Raw genomic sequence first — 825 nt, 5'->3', positions numbered from 1 at the left:
CGCGCCGGTCGGGGCCGCGGCGGTCAGCCCAGTCGGCCGGCCGGGGCTGGCTCACCGGAAGGCCGCGATGTTGCGGGCGGTCCAGTCGGCGAACGCGCGCGGCGGGCGGCCGAGGAGGTGCTCGACGTCCGGGCTCACCTTCTGCTCGGCGGCCGTCGGCTCGCCCAGGACGGCCAGGGTGGCCTCCACGACGGGCTCAGGCATGAACCGCAGCATCCGCTCGCGGGCCTCCTCCCGCGTCTGCCCGTCGAAGCGCACCGCCTCGCCCAGCGCCTCGCCGATCGCAGCGGCCTGCTCGCGCGGGCTGATCGGCGCGGGCCCGGTGAGCTCGTACGCGCGGCCCGAGTGGCCCGCCCCCCGCAGGGTCACGGCGGCGACCTCGGCGATGTCGGCGGGGTCGACGACCGGCAGCCCGACGTCGCCGAACGGCGCGGTGACCGTCCGCCGCGCCCTGATGTCGTCGGCCCAGGCGAAGGCGTTCGAGGCGAACCCTCCTGGCCGCAGGATCGTCCAGGCCAGGCCCGAGCGCCGCACGGCGTCCTCGAAGGCCGCCGGGTGGCGGTACGCCCGCGGGCGGGTCGCCGCGCCCACCGAGGAGAGCAGCACGACCCGCCGCACCCCGCTCTCGGCGGCGAGGTCGAGGACGCCGACCGGATCCTCGCCGGCGACGAGCAGGAACAGCGCCTCGGCCCCGTCGAGCACGCCGCGCAGGCTCCCGGGCTCGGCGAGATCGGCCCGCCGGTGCCGCACCTCGCCCGGCGCGGAACCACCGGATTCGGGGCCGCCCGGCGCGGGGCTGTCCGGTGCCAGACCGCCCGGCGCGAG

Annotated in this window: 1 protein-coding gene; it reads right to left on the bottom strand. The window is 78.8% G+C overall.

What is annotated here, in order from left to right; all coding sequences use genetic code 11:
• Positions 1-51: 51 nt before the first annotated feature.
• The gene (locus DQW85_RS22055) at positions 52-810 is read right to left on the bottom strand and encodes an NAD(P)H-binding protein (protein ID WP_240197345.1); all 759 of its coding nucleotides are present in this window, start codon (positions 808-810) and stop codon (positions 52-54) included.
• Positions 811-825: the final 15 nt, after the last annotated feature.

It is taken from the genome of Nonomuraea lactucae (genome assembly GCF_003313395.1).
GTDB classification, from domain to species: domain Bacteria; phylum Actinomycetota; class Actinomycetes; order Streptosporangiales; family Streptosporangiaceae; genus Nonomuraea; species Nonomuraea lactucae.
The sequence above is the reverse complement of the archived record's forward strand: the minus strand, read 5'-3'. Positions and strand labels throughout refer to the sequence as shown.